Origin of the sequence: Azospirillum griseum (assembly GCF_003966125.1) — a bacterium.
In the GTDB taxonomy this organism is placed as follows: domain Bacteria; phylum Pseudomonadota; class Alphaproteobacteria; order Azospirillales; family Azospirillaceae; genus Azospirillum; species Azospirillum griseum.
In genome coordinates, this window is record NZ_RXMA01000007.1 from 52,001 (window position 1) to 69,494 (window position 17,494).

The 17,494-nt window shown below is 66.5% G+C and carries 12 protein-coding genes; 2 read left to right on the top strand and 10 right to left on the bottom strand.

The window, feature by feature from the left end; translation table 11 throughout:
- Window positions 1-13: 13 nt before the first annotated feature.
- Window positions 14-2,500, bottom strand: a complete 2,487-nt coding sequence (locus tag EJ903_RS09545; protein WP_126614521.1) for a cellulose biosynthesis cyclic di-GMP-binding regulatory protein BcsB — start codon at window positions 2,498-2,500, stop codon at window positions 14-16.
- The gene (bcsA, locus tag EJ903_RS09550) at window positions 2,497-4,779 is read right to left on the bottom strand and encodes a UDP-forming cellulose synthase catalytic subunit (RefSeq protein WP_126614523.1); all 2,283 of its coding nucleotides are present in this window, start codon (window positions 4,777-4,779) and stop codon (window positions 2,497-2,499) included. The genes EJ903_RS09545 and bcsA overlap by 4 nt, the downstream gene beginning before the upstream one ends.
- A 335-nt stretch (window positions 4,780-5,114) precedes the next feature.
- Here bcsA and EJ903_RS09555 point away from each other — a divergent pair, with 335 nt between their 5' ends.
- Window positions 5,115-6,017 carry an AEC family transporter gene (locus EJ903_RS09555; RefSeq protein WP_246015400.1) on the top strand — a complete coding sequence of 301 codons (903 nt, stop codon included), beginning with the start codon at window positions 5,115-5,117 and terminating at the stop codon, window positions 6,015-6,017.
- Window positions 6,018-6,048: 31 nt separating this feature from the next.
- Window positions 6,049-6,528 (top strand): OsmC family protein, encoded by a 480-nt coding sequence (locus EJ903_RS09560; RefSeq protein ID WP_126614525.1) that lies wholly within the window; start codon window positions 6,049-6,051, stop codon window positions 6,526-6,528.
- A 13-nt stretch (window positions 6,529-6,541) separates the two neighbouring features.
- Here EJ903_RS09560 and EJ903_RS09565 read toward each other — a convergent pair whose 3' ends face one another.
- From EJ903_RS09565 to EJ903_RS09600, 8 genes are all read right to left on the bottom strand, one after another.
- Window positions 6,542-7,843 (bottom strand): HD-GYP domain-containing protein, encoded by a 1,302-nt coding sequence (locus EJ903_RS09565; RefSeq protein ID WP_126614527.1) that lies wholly within the window; start codon window positions 7,841-7,843, stop codon window positions 6,542-6,544.
- Window positions 7,844-7,950: 107 nt separating this feature from the next.
- Complete coding sequence (locus EJ903_RS09570) at window positions 7,951-10,431, bottom strand: methyl-accepting chemotaxis protein (RefSeq protein WP_158627909.1); 2,481 nt, start codon at window positions 10,429-10,431, stop codon at window positions 7,951-7,953.
- A gap of 74 nt (window positions 10,432-10,505) precedes the next feature.
- The gene (locus tag EJ903_RS09575; RefSeq protein ID WP_126614531.1) at window positions 10,506-11,648 is read right to left on the bottom strand and encodes a porin; all 1,143 of its coding nucleotides are present in this window, start codon (window positions 11,646-11,648) and stop codon (window positions 10,506-10,508) included.
- Between the two features lie 635 nt (window positions 11,649-12,283).
- Window positions 12,284-13,282 carry a LacI family DNA-binding transcriptional regulator gene (locus EJ903_RS09580; protein WP_210211409.1) on the bottom strand — a complete coding sequence of 333 codons (999 nt, stop codon included), beginning with the start codon at window positions 13,280-13,282 and terminating at the stop codon, window positions 12,284-12,286.
- Between the two features lie 119 nt (window positions 13,283-13,401).
- Complete coding sequence (locus EJ903_RS09585; protein WP_126614535.1) at window positions 13,402-14,490, bottom strand: ABC transporter ATP-binding protein; 1,089 nt, start codon at window positions 14,488-14,490, stop codon at window positions 13,402-13,404.
- Between the two features lie 142 nt (window positions 14,491-14,632).
- Complete coding sequence (locus EJ903_RS09590; protein WP_126614537.1) at window positions 14,633-15,580, bottom strand: glycoside hydrolase family protein; 948 nt, start codon at window positions 15,578-15,580, stop codon at window positions 14,633-14,635.
- Between the two features lie 3 nt (window positions 15,581-15,583).
- The gene (locus tag EJ903_RS09595) at window positions 15,584-16,450 is read right to left on the bottom strand and encodes a carbohydrate ABC transporter permease (RefSeq protein ID WP_174237274.1); all 867 of its coding nucleotides are present in this window, start codon (window positions 16,448-16,450) and stop codon (window positions 15,584-15,586) included.
- 3 nt (window positions 16,451-16,453) lie between these two features.
- Window positions 16,454-17,425: a carbohydrate ABC transporter permease gene (locus tag EJ903_RS09600; RefSeq protein ID WP_126614539.1), complete on the bottom strand. Its 972-nt coding sequence runs from the start codon at window positions 17,423-17,425 to the stop codon at window positions 16,454-16,456.
- Window positions 17,426-17,494: the final 69 nt, after the last annotated feature.

The window sequence follows — 17,494 nt, forward strand, 5'->3', positions numbered from 1 at the left end:
TGCGTCCTGTTCCCTATGTGTCTGTATGGTTCCGTCGGGCGTGTCCTGGCCGCAGCAGCATGCGCATGCTGATGGTCAGAACCACCGCCGTTCCCAGCAGCAACCCGAACAGCAGTTCCAGCCGCTGCGACAGGTTGCGTGCCAGAATGAGGATCATATTGCCGATGTCAAAGGGATTGAGAATGATCTGATAAGGGCGCGATGGGGCAAGCGTGGTCATGGTCGGCGCGGCGCTGCTCCACAGGCCGGTTCCCCCCTTCAGCTTCTCCCACAACCCGCCCTCGCCCAGGCTGCGCAGGGCACGGTCGAGCGAGCGGGGGTCGGACGCGGTCAGCACCGTCCAGGTCAGCGCGTCGGTTCCCGGCGCGTGGTATTGCAACAAGGCTGCTTCCGGCAGTGTTTCGGTGTTTTCGGTCAGCGCAACCACATCCACCGGTGCGTCCACCACGGTCCAGCGGTTGACGTAACGCGCGGCCATCGCCATGCCATGACGCACCCAATCGGGAATCCAGCCCGACGCGGAGGCCGTGGCCGTTTTGCCATCCCCGGCCATGCGCTGCCAACGGCTTTGCGCCGATCCATCCACCGGCGCGGCGACGGTCGGCGCGACGGTTGGCGCGCTGGCACGGTTGGCGGTGCTGCGCGCGGTTGTTCCGCTCCATGCCCCACGCAGCCGGTCCACCAGGGCGCGGCGGTCGGCTGCGGCCATCGGTTCGCCGCGCGCGCTGGCTTGGGCGATCAGTGCCCCGGCCTCCAGCAGCCCGGCCAACCGGTCGGCGGGCAGGGGGGCGCTGGCGAAGACCGCTTGCGGCAGGGCGGCGACCGGTCCGATGATCAGCGCGTTGTTGTCGGGCGCGCCGTCCCAACCGACGTTGGGGATCAGGCGCAACAGGTCGCCGGCCCGTTGGGCCAGTCTTGCGGACATCGTCCAGGCGGCGCTGAACCAGGGAGTCTCCTTGCCCACCACCACCAGATCAAACGGAACCGCCGAGTCGCGTCCGTTCCACCCGGCGTAGGGGTAGGCGGTCTGTGCCAGCGTGGTCAGGTTGGGAAGGGTCGCCAGCCGGGCAAAGCCGGGGATCTCCAGACTGGAGCTGTCATGCAGGGTGAAGGTTGGCCGCCGCACCGCGAACACGCAGTCGGTCCCGCTGGCGGGCGGCAGTTCCGCCTCGAACTCAATGATGTTCGGCCCGGGGCGGAACAGCGACATCGGCAGTTGCATTTCACCGTTGTCGATGATGCCGCTCGACCGTTTGTCGATCTCCATCGCGGTTGCCGTCCGCCCGTTGACGCGCACGTTCAACACCGCCCCCGGCCCCAGATTGCCTTCAAACGCCCCGTTGACGTGGAACAGCACAACCCGGTCGCTGACCGGGGCGTAACCAGAGGGAAGGGTCAGCGTGACGCGCCCGGTGTAGCGATAGCCGCTGTGCTGGACGGTGGAAAAGCCCAGGTCGGACAGGCGATAGCGCCCTTCCTCCTGCACCTCGCGCGGGGACGGTGGAGCGGGCGGGGTGGGATCGGTGACAATGACGGTGGTTTGGGCGGGCAGATTGCGGGTGACGTCGGCAAAACGGGCAACCGCCTGATCCACCTCTGCCGGGTTGCGGCCCGAAACCACTCCCACAAAGGATCCGGCGGGCAGATTGGTGCCCGACACCGGGTAGACCCCCAGAAACGGGCCGACGATGGCCGCCGCGCGCGTTTCGCCCAGCAGCGGGGCGATCTGGTCGCGGGTGCCGATCAGGATGTTCTTGCTGGTCAGGCCTGGCGCATTGTCGAGCGTCACCGGCGGGGTCCCCGCCTTGGCGGGGGCAATCGGGCGGGCGACGATGCGCGGTGCCTGATCACCCAACAGCAGGCCATAGGCCTGCGCCGCCATCGCCCCCCAGCCCAGATGATCGGCGTCGATCTCCGCCCCGGCCTTCAGGATCGCCAGGGGATCCCGCGCCCGGTCGGAGGCGACGAGGAGTTGGCGCATCATCGCCAAATCGGGGTCGGGAGACGTGCCCTCAGCCTCCAACGTCAGGGAGGAGGCGGCAAGGTTGATGCGCGTCCACAGGTCGAAAGTGCCGCGCACGGTGCAGATCGCGCGGTGCTGGGCGCTGACTTCGAACTGAATGTGGTTTTCACCGGGGCGCATCAGGCTGGGCGGCAGCGAGATGGCGGCGTTGACCGGCCCCTTGAAGGCGGCCAGCGGCAGTTCCGCCACGGCCGCCCCGTTGATGAAAACGGCCAGAGCGCCCTTTTCCGGCAGTATGTCGATGCCGTTTTCGTAGGAAACGGTGAGCAGGACGGAGGACAGCGGCCCGGTCGGCGGGATGAAGACCCGGAATCCGGTGCTGTCGGTTTCGCCGTTCAGGGTGGCTTCCGGAGGCCCGTCGCGCAAGTTGGCCAGGGGAATCACCCGACGGTCGAGCGCCTGGGCGGCGGTTGCCACCAGGGACAGCATCAGGGTGGCGCACAGCGCCCACAGGCGAAACGGCAACAGACGGATCATGGCGCGCGGAACAGCAGGATGCGGCCCACGGCTCCCGGCAGCGCCAGCAGCACATGACCAAGCCGGGGCACGACGCGGGTGATGAAGAACAGCAAACCGCCGAAGAAGGTCGGAGCCTGCACGCGCTTCCGGTCCAGAAAATTGTCCCATCCCACGCTGTTGCCGAACACGAAACGGGCCATCTCGACAATGTCCTGCCGGTTGCGCGGCGAGAAACCCGCCCCAACCGCCAAGGTGCCGCCGCGCATCTCCATGCGGGACAGACGCACGCCGGTGGTGGTGGCGGCTTCCGTCTCCGTCGCGGCGATGATGAGAATCGGGCTGTCCGGCTGGGTCAGCCGTTCGCGCCAACGCGGATCGACGTCCAGCCCGACACCGCCCGCCGACGCGTCGGTGACGATCACATCGATGCGGTCGCCGTTGGCAAACACCAGCTCCGCCGCGCGTTCCATGGTGAAGCGCTCCTGGCGGCGCACCCGCTTGCGTTCATAGACCACCGCCAGCCCGCCCAGCGACAGGATGAAGCTCAAGCCGTTCCACACCGCCACCGGCACGATGGCGGCCCGGTGTTCGGGGTACAGGCTGTAACGCCAGGCGCAGGCCGCCAAGCCCAAAGCCAGCAGCAGCGTGACCAGAATGAAGGGGGTGGCCAGCGGCGAAAAGCCGTCCTTGTCGACGGATTGCCCCTTGGCCGTCACCTTGAAGACCGGGTTGCGCGGGCGCAGGAAGGTGGCGAGCGCGGCGCGCGAGACGTGGAAGCTCTGCAAATACTCGTACAGCTCGGAGAAGAGCGGCCAGCGCATCCGCCCGTGCAGGAATTGCGACAGGAACGCGGCGGCGAAGACGTGGGGCAGCACGAAGCAGGCGAAATCCGGCAGGTTGATCCGGTAAATCTCCATCCCGAACAGCGCGTAGCACAGCGGCGACAGCAGGAAGATGGGCCGCCAGAACCAGAAGAACCAATAGAGCATGGTGCTGAGATAGCACAGCCGTTGAGGCAGGCTCAGGCCACTCTTGAACAGCGGGTTTTTCAGCAGAAAGAGCTGAATCATGCCCTGGGTCCAGCGCGACCGCTGGACGATGAAGGAATCGAAGGTTTCCGGCTGCAATCCGGCGATCAGGGGGCGCGGCAGATAGGCGCTGTCCCATCCGCGCGCGTGCAGCTCCAACGCGGTTTCGCAATCCTCCGTGATGGTGTCGCCGGAAAACCCGCCAACCTCTTCCAACGCCGCGCGGCGCAGAACAGCGGCCGATCCACAGAAGAAAGACCCATTCCAGCGGTCCAACCCCGGCTGGATCGAGTAATAGAACATCTCGTTTTCGCTCGGCATCCGTTCGAACGTGCCGAGATTGTATTCAATGGGATCGGGATTGACGAAAAAGTGCGGGGTCTGGACCAGGAACAGCCGGGCGTTCTGCTGGAAAAAGCCAACCGTCGCCTTCAGGATGCCCGAGGTCGGAACATGGTCGGCGTCCAGAATCAGCATCAGATCGCCGTTGGTCTGATGGAAGGCGTGGTTGATGTTGCCCGCCTTGGCGTGTTCGTTGCGCGGACGGGTCATGTAGGTGACGTGCAGCCGTTCGCACAGCGCGGTCAGCGTGGCTCGGCGCTCGCGCGCCTCGGCGGCGGAGGCCGGATTCGGGTGGGCCAGCTTCTGATCGGTGCCGCCATCGTCCAGCAGATAGACCCGCAACTTGTCGCGCGGGTAATCAATCGACACGGCGGCGGCCAGCGTGGTTTCCAGCAGTTCCGGCTCTTCGTTGTAGGACGGGATGTAGACATCGACCGTCGGCCAGAAGGCGGGATCCCCCGTGGGTTCCACCGGCTCGCGCGTCAGCGGGTCGATGATGATGAACAGCGAGGTCAGGAACAGCACAAAGGACAGCGCCTCGGCGGCGAACAGGGTGACACCGGGGATGAAGTTCAACAGGTCGTCGGACGGCGGCAGGGTGCCGGTCAATCGCCAGAAGAAATACCGGAATGTAACAAAGGCCAGCAGCAGCACGGTCAGGGTGCGGGCGTGCCAGAATTTCTGCGCGAAACGTCCCAAGACAAACGCAGCAATCACGACCCCGGCGGAAATCGCCGCGCTGGCGACGCGGCCAACCGGCAAAGCGGCCAGAGCAAGGAAAAAACCCGACGAAAGCAACAAAAGGATGGACAGCAGGAATCCGCGAACGCTGATACGACGGCTGCGTTGGCGGGGCCGTCGATTGGTGGGTTGCGCCGTTTTGTTCAACGGACGAACGACCGTGGGAACGCTTGTCGAGGGTATCATTCGTGTCCAAAAGAAGATCGACCTCTACCATAGACAGCGGCTGCGGCATCGCTCAAGCTTCGTTACATTTTGCTACGAGATTGCGACAAAGATTGCACAATTCGAACGGAATCCTTCGCGCTCCTGTCTCCGGCACCCGCTTCCTTACCGCATAGGTCATGGCCCTGCCTTTTTTCTGGCCAGATCCCGCGATGATGCATAGGCGAATCGGTCGATCCGCGAGGACCGCGCGCCTGCTCTGCGCGAAAGCGGGAGGTGTTTGGGGTGACGACCGTTGGATTTGCCCGCATGGTGTGTGCGTGTGATCATCAAATGCACGGACCGGCACTCGACCCATGCCAATTTCGATATCATCGCTGGCCGTGCTGGCCGACACCTTTGGCGTCATCGCCCCGGTGTTGATCGTGGCCGCCATCGGCTTTGGTTGGCGGCGGGCGGGATTGCCTTACGACAATGCCTTCATCACCACCTTTGCGATCAATGTGTCGTCACCCTGCCTGGTTTTTTCGGCGCTGACCCGGTTGCACATCAGCGGGGCCGTGATGGGGGACATGGCTGTTGCGGCGGCGGTCTGCATGGGACTGGCGGGATTGCTGTCGGTCCCGATCCTGCTGGCGGCGCGTTTGTCGTTGCGCGTGTATCTTCCGGCGATGAGCTTTCCCAACGCGGGCAATCTGGGGCTCCCGGTCTGTCTCTTCGCCTTTGGCGACGAGGGGTTGAGTCTGGCCGTTCTGTTCTTTGCCGTGATGTCGGTGTCGCAATTCACCCTGGGGCCGGCCCTGGCCGCCGGGCGTTTCAGCCTGGGTCAGATGATCCGCACCCCGGTGGTCTACGCCGTCGCGTTGGCGGTGACGATGCAGATGACTGGGATCACCGCCCCTCAATGGGTGGCGAACTCAACCACTCTTCTGGGCAATTGCGCGGTGCCGCTGATGCTGCTGTCGCTCGGGGTGGCCTTGTCCTCCCTGCGTTTGACCGGCGCGCTGCGGGCGTTGTCTGTGTCAGCGCTGCGGCTGGGGTTGGGCTTTGCCATCGGCTGGATGGTGGTGTCGGTGATGGGGCTGACCGGGATCATGCGCGGCGTGGTGCTGGTGCAAAGCTCCATGCCGGTGGCCGTCTTCAACTATCTCTGGGCGCTGCGTTACGACAACGCGCCGGAGGAGGTCGCCGCGCTGGTGCTCGGCTCGACCCTGATGGCCTTTTTTGGCCTGCCAATTCTTTTGGCTGTTGTGATGTGACCGCCCACAGACGCAAGGGAAGGAACGCAACATGAGCGACAAGCAGCACCGCTACCGGGTCCGGCTCGATTGGACGGGCAATCAGGGAACCGGCACCTCCGGCTATCGGGCCTACAGCCGCGATCACAGCCTGAGCGCCGGGAGCAAAGCACCCATCGCCGCCAGCTCAGACCCGGCCTTTCGCGGCGATCCCGCCCGCTGGAACCCGGAAGAGCTGCTGGTGGGGGCGCTCTCCTCCTGTCATCAATTGTGGTATCTGCACCTCTGCGCCACCTCCGGCGTGACCGTCACCGCCTATGAGGACGACGCCGATGGGGTGATGGCGGAGCAGCCGGATGGGGCGGGCCAATTCACCGCCGTCACGCTGCGCCCGCGTGTGACCGTGGCGTCGGGATCGGATGTTGAGAAGGCCCGTGCCCTGCACCATGAGGCGGCGGAGAAATGTTTCATCGCCCGGTCGGTCAATTTCCCGGTTGCCCATGAGCCGGTCATCCTGGTGGCCGAGGGCTGATCGCCAACAGCCTTTATGCCCCGGCGAAATACTGACCGACCAGACGGCGCAACTCAGCCTCGACCCCATCGTCACCAAGAGCGGTCAGTTGGGCGTGCAGGGCGGCGGCGATGGCGGCGAAGCGGGCCAGGACCGCCGGGTCGAAATGCCGCCCTTCACCCTCCCGCAGGATGCCCATCGCCATCTCGAAGGGCATCGGCTCCTTGTAGGGGCGGCGGGAGGTCAAGGCATCGAACACGTCGGCCACGGCGAAGATGCGGGCGGTGATCGGGATGCTGTCCCCCACCAGACCGCGCGGATAGCCCGATCCGTCGAACTTCTCATGATGACCGCCCACCACATCGGTGGCGTCGGTCAGCCAGTCCGCCGCGCGCACGATGTCCAGCCCATGGACCACATGGGTCTTCATCACCGTGAACTCATCAACGTCGAGCTTGCCGGGCTTCAGCAGGATGCGGTCGGGAATGGCGATCTTGCCGACGTCGTGCAGAAAGGCCCCCTTCACCAACCGCCGGATGGCGACGGCGTCCAGCCCCATCGCCTCGGCCAAGCGGATCGCCAGCACGGTGACGCGGTAATTGTGGGCGTGGGTGTCGCTGTCGCGCTTGGCGATGGCGCTGCCCAGCACGGTGAGGATGTCGATGTTGGCGTCGAGAAGCTGGCGCGACAGGGCCATGACCCGCCGGTTGAAGGCGACGAAGATCGGCAGCAACACCAGCGCCGCCAGAATGACCGACAGCGAGGATACGGCCACCACGGTGACGGTGTCCTTGATGATCTCGTGCGAATGCTCCGGCGAGAGTTGGAAGACGCTTTCGAAATACCCCAGAACGCGCCCGTTCTGGTCGGTCAGTGATTCGATGGTCTGGATGAAGAAGCGCCCGTCGATGGTGTAGCGTTCGTACTGGAAGGTTCCGGCGGGCGGGAAATCATGGCGCGAGTTGCGCAACCGCTCCTCGGCCCACTCAGCCCCGGGGGCGATGTGCTCGCCGATCTTGACCTTGTTGGCGTCATACAGTTCGGCAACAATGAAGAGGCCGTCGGGTGATGGAGCCTGCGCGGCCTGGATCCGCCGATGCATGAAGCGCTCCAACGCTTCGCCCGGTTGCAGCGCGGACTCCCTGGGCGCGACGCCGGGCAACGTGTCGCGGGCTTCGGCCAGAAAGGCACTCGATTCCCGTTTGGCGAGATCGGACACCAATTCGTCGGCGATCTCCATCTCGACGAAGAAGGCGATGCCACCGACCGCCACCGCCACCAGCAGGGCGGCCACGGCGACGCGGATCAGGATCGAGCGGTAGGTGGGCAGGGACATCGGTGTGCGCTCGTTGCCATGGGACGGAGCGCCATCGGGCGCGCCGTCGGCATTGTCGCACTGGAGGCAGGGGCTTTCAAAGCGCTCTGTGCCAAACGCCGTTGCGATCAGCCGGCGCGCATGTGCTCAACCAGCCGTTCGACCTGTTGGCTCAGCGCGTGAATCTCGTCCAGCACGGTGGAGGAGGCGGAGAGCACCTGCCCCGCCGTCGCCCCGGATTCGGTGGCCGCCCGTGCCACCGATTCGATGCTGCCACGCACCCGCATCGACCCGTCGCTGGCGACCAGCACGTTGCGGGCGATGTCCTGGGTGGCACGGCTTTGCTCTTCGGCGGACAGGGCGACGGCGTTGGTCAGGTCGTTGATGTGGCGGATGGTGGCGTCGATGGATTGGATCGCCTCCACCGCCTCCTCCGCCACCGTGCGCATCGAGGCGATCTGCCGGGCGATGTCCTCTGTTGCGGCCCCGACCTGACCGGCCAGCGCCTTCACCTCGTGCGCCACCACGGCAAAACCCTTGCCCGCGTCGCCCGCGTGGGCGGCCTCAATCGTCGCGTTCAGCGCCAGCAGGTTGGTTTGGCTGGCGATGCCGTTGATGAGCTGCATCACCGCCCCGATCTTGCGCGTGCTGTCGGACAGCTCGTCGATGGTGCGGTTGCTGCGGGCGACCGCGCCGACGGCGTCGCGGGCGATCACGCTGGAGCGCTGCACCCGGTCGCCGATGTCGCGGATGGCGCGCGACAGGGTGTCGGTTGCCGCCGCCACCGCCTGCACGCTGTCCTCCGCCAGACGGGAGGTGTCGGCGGCGGTGGAGGTTTCCCGCGTGGTGGTGCGGGCGTTGTCGCTCATCCGCTGGGCCATGGTCTGCATGGCGTCCGCCGCCGCCGCCACCCGATCCAGCACGGAGCGCACGCGGTTCTCAAAGCTTTCGGCGAGTTCGATCATCGTCCGCCGCCGTTCCTGGGCGGCGCGCTCGCGCTCGGCCTCGGCCTGGGCGTGAGCGTCGCGCGTGCGGCTGGCGATGTCGCGGAAGACGGTCAGGGCCTGCGTCATCTCGCCGATCTCATCGGCGCGGGTCGCTGGAATCGGGGTGTCCAGCCGTCCGGCGGCGATGGCGCGCATCGCTTGCGACAGGTGATGCAGGGGAGCCAGGATCATGCGCCGCACCACCAGCCAGCCCAACGCCAGCGCGGCGATCAGGCTGACCGCCGCGACCAGGGCCAGGCTGTAGCGCCCCGCCGCCATCGCCTGAAGCGCGGCGAGCGCGTCGGTGTCGGCCTCGGCCTTGATGCGGTCGGTCTGTTCCCCCACCCGGTCGGAAAAAACAGTGGCGAGACTCCGGCTGTCGTCCAGAATCCGTTGAATGCGCTGCGCCACCGCCAGTTCGGCCCGGCGCAGGGCGAACAGGCCGCTGTCCCCCGATCCAAAGCTCAGCAGATGATCGGCGGCGTCCAGCAGACCGGTGATGCGGACGTCGGCGGTGCGGCGCAGCGGCTTCAGCCGGTTGGTCAGCAACACCCGGGCGCTGGCGAACTGCTCCTCAAGCTGGGTCAATCGCCGGTCATCCACCGCCTGCGCGGCTTCGCGCAGCAGACCGGCCACGGTGGTGGCGTGGCTGCCGATTTCCAGATAGGCGCGAAAATTGCCCAACCCTTTGGTCAGCAAAGGGGGCAGGGACTCCCGCCCCAGCGCGCGGGCGGCATCGGCGGCCCGTTGCAGGTCTTGCAGATAGGCCCCGGCCGCAACGGCGGTTTCGCGTTCCAAGGCGGCCCGGGCGGCGGCGCGCGTCGCCGGATCCGGTGCGGTCAAACGGTTGAGCGTCTCCTCCGTCGGGTCGATCGGGTGGGTGGTCGGGGCGTTTGCCCGCAGCGCGCGCAGCGAGGCGAGCGCTGTGGCGGTGGCCTCTTGAGTGTCAGAGGGTGCGCTTTCGGACAGGATGGCGACGGCGGCGCGCTGGGCCTCGGCGTTGAGCAGCCCCGCCAACGCGTCGGCCACGCCGTCCAGCTCCCAATCCAGCGACACACCCAACGTGTCGCCTTGCGTGCGCAGATCGATGCCGGTGCTCTCGATGATGGGGGCGAGTTGTTCGGTGAAGGCATCCACCCCCCGTCCCAGCGCGGCCAGGGCGTTGTCGCGCCGGGTGCGGATGGCTTGGCGCTCGGCGACGGCGGTGTTTGCTTCCTCCAGCACCGCGATCAGGGCGGAAGCGCCGTTGCGCAAGGCGGCGACGGTGGTGGTTCCGGGTTGCCGGGCTTCCAGCGCATCGACCAGACCGACCAGCGCCCGCCCGCGCGCCTGGATCTCGGCAAAGCGCCGCTCCCGCTCCTCGGGTCGGTCGGCGGCCTCCAGGGTGGGGGCGGCCATGACCAGACCGCCGCTGTCGACCGCCAGCCGCTTGGCCAGTTCCAGCCCCGGCAGGCTGTTTCCGACGATGCGGCCCAACGGATCCTCCACCGCCGCAAAGGACCACAGGCCGACCAGAACGGCGGCGATGGTCAACCCCGCCATGCCGGTGAAGGCCAGACGCAGTTTGGCGCGCACGCCGAACCGATGGCGGGAGGGCGCGGTGGATGGGGAGGAGGTGAGCATGCCGGAGAGCATCCGTTGCAAGACGGGAAGGAGTATGGCGGCGCGGCTCTGGACCGCGCCGCCACGTGTCAGGATCAGAAGACCAGGGTCGAGCGCAGCAGCACGATGTTTCCACGGTCGTTCTGGGAGGTGGTGTCGGACTTCAGGTCGAAGTGGTTGTATTCGGCTCCCAGAGCCAGACCGGGGGCCACGGTGTAGCGCAGACCGGTGGTGATGAGGTTGAAGCGGCGGTCGCCGCGCACCGTCAGATCGCCCGCGTCCTTGGAGCGCAGATAGCCCACGCCCAGCGTGTAGGCACCGGTCGTGTATTGCGCGCCGACCGTCCACACATCCTGTGCGCCGCGATCGGTCGCGCGCGTGTTGCTGCTGCGGGTGATGTACCCGCTGTCGCCGCCATTGGCGTAGCTGCCGCCGACCTTCAGCCCGCCATAGGCCGCCGACAGGCCGACATGGTAGGACGACAGCCGTTCGAAGCTGGTCCCGGTGCTGGTGTTGCGGGACTGGCCGCCAATGACGAAGACGTCACCCGCGACGGTCACGTCGCCCAGCGTGTCGGCGTAGTTGAAACCGCCTTCATAGACGTCGGAATAGCCGCCGCTGCGGAAGGAATCGGCGGCAGCCACCGTCTTGCTGCGGTCCACGCTGGTGTGGAAATTGCCGGTCTTGGGCTGGTAGCTGACCACGGCCTGGAAGCCGGAAAAGCGCGGGCTGGCGTAGAGCACGCGGGTGCCCGCGTCGCCGGTTTTGAACGCCTTCAGGTTGGTGGTCATGCTCGGCACGTTGGAGCCGGTGTTGCCAAGGAAGGCGGCGTAGCTGCCATCAACGCCGCCGGTGCCCCAATCCGATGGCGCGATCACGCCGGTCCCGTCGCTCGGCCCGCCCAGCGCCCCCGCGCTGATCTGGCCGAACCCGCCCTTGACGAACATGTAGGCCCCGTCGTCGGAGACGGTGCGGTCGCTGTTGGAAGCCTGGAGGGTGACGCGCGCGCCGTATTCCAGCCCGTTGTCGGCGGTGGCGGTCGGCGACACCTTCAACTGGAAGCGGTTGCGGAATTCGGTGGAGCGCTGCCCGCTTTTCAGCGACTGGCCGACGACGCCCGCTTCGAAATAGGCTTCGCCGCCCAGGATGATGTCGAACTTCGAGGCCGCGTTGGCGGTGGTGCTGCCAAGGGCGGCAAGGGCGATGGCGGCCACGCTGCCAAGCCAATACTGAGTCATAGGACCTCCCGTTGAGTGTGTTTTGCAAGAGAGAGCAAAGCCATGGCTTCGCCGGTCCCCCGGCTCCGTCACAGACCGGGGGTGCAGCGGACAAGCCGCAGACGTCACCGCTTCCGCCCTGTGGATGGGCAGAGCCGAAGCGGTGGATGTCGGACAGGCAAAGGGTGGAAAAACGTCCGGGTGAAGGCAGGCGACGGTTCCCGTCAATCCTGCTGGGTCCGGATTGTACGAGACACCATCAAATCGAGTCAATCGATTTAGTAAATCGTTTTATTAAATCATCGTGCAACAGCCCGGCGGAACGTTGCCGTGGCGGCGGAACGCGGGCCGCCCTGGTGCAACACTTCGGAATCATCGTTCATTTTCAGCGGCTTGATCCGCAATCCGCGCTCTCGACGGAGCCTGGTCTTCGCCGGTGAATGGAACATATGAAACACTGTGCAACACATTTCAGGCCCCTGTTCATCCGTTGCACGGCATCGTCCGTCACGGCGTTGCGGGAGCACGGAAAAGGGGTGGAGAGCAGGGGCAGCGGTGGGCATGGGACACACTCCGCAGGCAATCAGGCGTAAAGTCCTAATTGAATGGGCAGGCCCAGGCAACGGCGTGCGGAACAATCAACGCAGCGGGCGCGTTCACACCGACTGGCGGCGGATGAGCGGGCAGGGCAGGCGGATGACGGCGTTCGGTGCGACCGACCCCGCCGGGGCCAGCAGGCATTCCACCGCCTTGCGGCCAAGGTCGTAGTGGGGAAGCTGCATGGTGGTCAGGCCGGGGCGCAGCAGGCCGGCCAATTCGTGGTTGTCGTAGCCGATGATCGCCAGATCGCCGGGGATCGACAGGCCCAGCTCCTTGACCGCCTCGTAACAGCCCATCGCCACCCAATCGTTGACGCAGAACAGCGCCGTCGGCGGTTCATCCAGCGTCATCAGGGCCTTGGTGGAACGGTAGCCCCCCTCGGGGAACCAGCAGTCGGCGCGGACCAGGGCGGGATCGAAGGCGATGCCCGCCTCGTCCAGGGCGCGGCGGTGGCCAATCAGACGCTCCCGCCCGGCATCGACCTCCGGCACGCCATAGAGCATGCCGATGCGGCGATGCCCGGCGTCGATCAGGGTTCGGGTGGCGGTGTAGCCGCCCAGTTCCTCGTCGGCCAGGATCGCCGGGAAGCGGCTTTGCCGGTCATAGGCGTTGACCAGGATCGTCGGGATTTGCAACAGCGCCTCGGGCAGATCCACCCCGCACATCGACATGGCGGCGTAGATCACCCCATCGACCTGCCGGTCGCACAGCATGTCGACGGCGGCCCGCGTGATGGCGGCGTCGCCCCCGGTGTTGACGATCAACAGAACCTTGTCGTTGGCCCAACTCAGCTCTTGCGCCCCGGCGATGCTGCGCCCGGCGTAGCCGGAGGAGGCGATCACGTCGGTGATGAAACCGATGGTGTGGGTTTGCGAGGAGCTGAGCGCGCGGGCGCTGGGGTTGGGCCGGTAGCCCAGCTTGCGCACCGCCTGCACCACCCGTTCCTTGGTTGCTTCCGGGATGGCGCTGGCGTTGTTGTTGAGCACCAGCGACACCGTGGTCGGGGACACCCCGGCCTCTTCGGCGACACTGCGGATGGTGGGGCGGCGGGCCATGATCGTCCAAAGCGGATGCGGAAACCCGGCGATCCTATACCGCCGGTCTCCACTCTGGAAAGGACAGGCTGCGGCCCCTGCCCGTGGCCAATGGGGCTTTTGGGGGCGGCTTTGCTTCCTCAGACCGGCAGGGCCACGCCCGCCCCGTCGAAGACGTGCAGGGCAGTGGGATCGAAGCGGGCGTCGAAGCGGTCGCCGACCTGGAAGGGCCGACCGCCGGGAATGGCCATCGTCAGGCCGTTCGCCCCCGGTGCCGACGCGTAGAGGAAGCGGCGGTCGCCGTGATACTCGATGTCCTGGATTTCCACCGGCAGCGCGGCGCTGCCGGGGCCGTCCGGGGCGAGATGCTCGGGCCGCAGGCCGATCGTCACCGGGTCGCCCAGCCGGGTGGCCTCGCTCGCCCGGTGGTGGGTGGGGATGGGCCGACCATCGGCCAGCGCCAGCGTCAACCGCCCACCGTCCAAGGCAGCGATCTGGGCGGGCAGAAAGGACATGGCGGGCGAGCCGATGAAGCTGGCGACGAAGCGGTTGGCGGGCCGTTCGTACAGCTCCGCCGGGGTCCCGACCTGCTCCACCCGCCCGCCGTTCAGCACGACGATGCGGTCGGCCAGCGTCATCGCCTCCACCTGATCGTGCGTCACATAGATCATGGTGTTGCCCAGATCCCGGTGCAGCCGGGCGATCTCCAGCCGCGTGTTCACCCGCAGGGCGGCGTCCAGGTTCGACAGCGGTTCATCGAACAGGAACACCTTGGGGTGGCGGACGATGGCCCGCCCGATGGCCACGCGCTGGCGCTGCCCCCCCGACAGGGCGCTGGGCCGCCGGTCGAGGTAGCGTTCCAGATGCAGGATGCGCGCGGCCTCCGCCACCCGCTGCGCGATCAGGGTGCGGTCGGCCTTGGCCATCTTCAGGCCAAAGGCCATGTTGTCGCGCACCGTCATGTGCGGGTAGAGGGCGTAGGACTGGAAGACCATCGCCACGCCGCGCTCCACCGGGCTTTGATCATTGGCCCGCACCCCGTCGATCGTCAGATCGCCGCCGGTGATCTCCTCCAACCCGGCGATCATGCGCAGCAGGGTCGATTTCCCGCAACCCGACGGGCCGACGAAGACGATGAACTCGCCGTCGGCGATCTCCAGGTCGATGCCGTGGATCACCGACAGCTCATGGTAGCTTTTGCGGATCTGGCGCAGCGATACGGGGGCCATGGCGGCGCTCCCTCTGTGGGATGGGTTGCGGGGACGCGGGATAGAGCGCCGTGCCTGAAATATGGTTCAACACGGCGCTCTAAGCTTTGATTTATCGAGCAGATTCACGCGTGAAATCGATTCCGATTTAACGCGATCTGCTCTAGGGTGTGAGGCTCTCGATGCGGCCATCCGCGCCGATGCGCAGCGGCACCGGATCGGTCAGGCCGCCCAGGAAGGAGCCGTCGGGCTGGTAGCCCTGCCAGCTCAGGGCCATCGGCTGCCCATCCGGGCCGGGGGCGAATTTGGTGCCGAACAGCGCGTTGGTCTGGCCGACCGCGACCGGCCCGGCGTAGCGGAACCCGCCATAGGGGCTGTCGGACAGGGCGTAAAAGGCCCCGGTCGCCACCGGCGCGCCGCTGTCGGCCCGCACCCAACTCTTGTCGGCGTTGAAGATCAGGATGTAGCGGCCTTCCCACGGGATCACCTGCGGGATCTCCATCAGGAAAAACTCGTCCATCTCCGTCACCGGCCCTTCGACGGTCCAGGCGCGCAGATCGCGCGAGCGGGCCAGCGCGACGCACCCCGGCTTGCCGGGGCCGCCGTCGCGCCGCTGGGCGGTGATGTAGGCGAGATGGCCATCCCCCGCCGGATCGGCCATCAGGAAGGGGTCGCGCCACGCCAGTTCCTGCTGATGGTCGGGATTCTGGCCGAGGTAGCGGGCGGGATCGGCCTCGATCACCGGGTTGGCCGGGTCCTTGGTCCATTGGGTCAGATCGTCCGACCAGGCCAGACCGACGCGCTGGATCTTGCCGTCTTCGGCCCAATTGGTGCCGGTGTAGAGCATGGCCCAACGGTCGCCGACGCGGCAGACGCTGCCCGTCCAGATCGCCCGGTCGTCCCAGGACCCGGCCGGACCCGGCTCCAGCGCCATCGGCCGCTCGGTCCAATGGGTCAGGTCGCGGGACACGGCGTGGCCGCAGCGGGCGTTGGCGTGCCGCATCTCCGGGTCGGGCAGGCTGCGCGGCGCGCGCAGATAGAACAGATGCGTGTCCTTTCCGTCCTGGACGGTCCAGAAATCCCACACATACTGATCAGGCGGATTGAACATGACTTATCCTTTGACGGCCGAGCCGACGACGCTTTGGATGAACCAACGTTGAAAGGTGAGATAGGCGATGATGACCGGCAGGGAGGCCATGTTGGCGAACGCCATCACCTCCCCCCACTGGCGCGGTTCCTGGCCGAAGAACTGGGCGACGCCGACCGACAGCGGGCGGAATTCCACCCCGCGCGTGACCATCAGCGGCCAGAGATAGGCGCTCCAGAACTCCAGCCCCTGAAGGATGGCGACGGTGGCGATCACCGGGGCGCTGAGCGGCATGATGATCGACCAATAGATCCGCCACACGGACGCGCCGTCCATCGCGGCGGCTTCGTCCAGATCCTTGGGAAGCTTGGCAAAATATTGATAAAACAGGAAAATGGAGAAAGGATGCGCGATGAAGGGCACGATCTGGACGTGGTAGCTGTCCATCCAGCCCAGGTGATTGACCATCATCAGCAGCGGAACCGCGAGGCTTTCCACCGGCACGATGATGAGCGCGATGATGACCGCCAGCAGCAGATCACGCCCGCGAAAGCGGCGGCGGGCCAGACAATAGGCCGCCATCGAATTGACGATGATGCCCAGGCCGACGATGGACACGACGACGACCAGCGTGTTGACCAGGAAGCGCAGGAACGGCATCTGCTGGTCGGCCAGAACCCGCTTGTAATTCTCCAGGCTGACCGGACCGGGGATGAAGGCCGCGACCCCGCCCAGATCCTGGACGATTTGCAGCGTGTCGGGTTTCAGGCTGGTGACGAGCATGACCACCAACGGACCCAGCATGATCGACGCGGCGGCCAGCATGGCGGCGTAGGTCAGCAGGGTGGCCGGGGAGGTCAGGCGGAGGGTGCGGGATGAAACGGGGGCCATCGGTCAGATCTCCCGGTCTTCGCGGACCAGCGCGCGCTGGACCAAGGTGATGCCCAGAACCAGCAGAAAAAAAAGCACCGAGGCGGCGGAGGCAAAACCGACACGGTGCTCCCGGAAGCCGGAGTTGAAGAGGTAACGCACCAGGGTGTTGGTGCTGTCCAACGGGCCGCCCTGGGTCAGAACATCGACCTGACCGAACAGCTTGAAGGCCAGAACCGTGGTGGCGAGCACGACGAACACATGGGTGTTGCGCAGCGACGGCAGAGTGATGTGGAGGAATTGCTGAAAGCGGCTGGCCCCGTCGATCCGCGCGGCCTCGTACAGTTCGGCGTTGATCGATTGCAGACCGGCCAGATAGATGACCATCTGGAATCCCACCCCCTGCCACACCGACAGGACGATGATGGTGGGCATCGCCAGCGTCTCGTCGCCCAGCCAGTCATAGGGGCCGAGCACGCCGCCCGACAGCGTGCCGACCAGCGCGTTCAGCACGCCCTGGGGCGCGCGCAACAGCCCGGCCCAGATCACGCTGACCACCGCCATCGACAGCACCGTCGGCAGGAAATAGACGCCCCGGAACAGGTTGCGCCCCGGCAGCCCGCTGTTGACCAGAACGGCCAGCAGCAGGGCCAGCGCGCTTTGCACCGGGACCGTCACCAGGGCAAAGCGCGCCGTGTTCCAGGCCGCTTGCCAGAACCGTTCATCCTCCAGGATCGAGGCGTAATTCGCCAAGCCCACGAACAGCGTCACCGCCCGCCGGTTGAGCAGGTTGTAATTGGTGACGGACAACCCGATCGACAGCAGGAAGGGCAGCACCAGAAACAGGGCGAGCAGCAGCAGCGCCGGGGTCAGCATGAGCGCGACGGTGCGCCGGTTGGCCCTGCGGCTGGTGGTGGTGCCTGTGGTGGTGATGCCGGGGCTGGCGCTGCGGCCCCCGGCGGCTGTCGGTTGGGGTGGGTGGGATGGATCGGTCACGGCTTCGGTTCCTTCGACGACGGCGCGGCTGGTGGGCCGCGCCGCGTTCGGTCGGGATGACGGCGGCGC